Here is a 772-nt window from a genome sequence, read left to right as displayed (position 1 = left end):
TCCTTTCCAGCTAGTCAAAGTTGTGTCAAACCTGTTTAATAGCGATCTAAAGCTATCCATCCAAGCGTTTGTTCGCTCAATGGCATAGCGTTCTTCATAAAGTTTTTCGTCAAAATAATAATCCACATCATTGTTGCCATTACGTTTGTTGGGGCAAATATTAGCAATAATACCTTTGGCTTCGCATTTGTCTCTGAGTTTTTGGGAATCAAATCCTGCATCGGCATTGATAAAAAGCCCATCAATACTAATCTCAGCATCTTCCAGCGTTCCAACAACTTCTTCAAACTGTACTTCTATATCAAACAAATCGTTATGGTTTCCAGAGACAGGCTCTGACATAGAGATAGGCAATCCTTGTCTATCTGTTAGATAGATAGCATTTGTTGTCTTGCGTTTCTTCCTGCCCTGATAGCCAACCTCTTGCCCTCCACGAAGGGCTGTTGTATGACTGCCGTCCAAATCACCACTGGATAAATCCAATTTAGACTTGTTGGCTTTTAAAAGCTCTATCCAACAAGACTTCCATACATCTAACTCGCACCATTTGCGATAATGGCCGAAAACAGTCTTGTAATGCAAAATATCTCTTTCGAAAAGACTCTCAACAGGAAGGAACTCCCACTGAATCCCTGTTTTAAGTTTATAAAGAATTGCATTAACAATCTCGCATAGAGGTACTTTGGGTTTAAAACCTCGTTTTGTCTCTGGTAAATATGGAACTATCTCTAATTCTATCATATCTTTGCTTAGTACTTGGTACATGGGGTTT

1 protein-coding gene is annotated in these 772 nt (G+C 39.1%); it reads right to left on the bottom strand.

Annotated elements, in window-relative coordinates:
* On the bottom strand, positions 1 to 772 hold a 772-nt coding region (locus ABD792_RS19125), incomplete at both ends, for a transposase (RefSeq protein WP_345008190.1).

It is taken from the genome of Snuella lapsa (genome assembly GCF_039539345.1).
Taxonomy (GTDB): Bacteria; Bacteroidota; Bacteroidia; order Flavobacteriales; family Flavobacteriaceae; genus Snuella; species Snuella lapsa.
The sequence above is the reverse complement of the archived record's forward strand: the minus strand, read 5'-3'. Positions and strand labels throughout refer to the sequence as shown.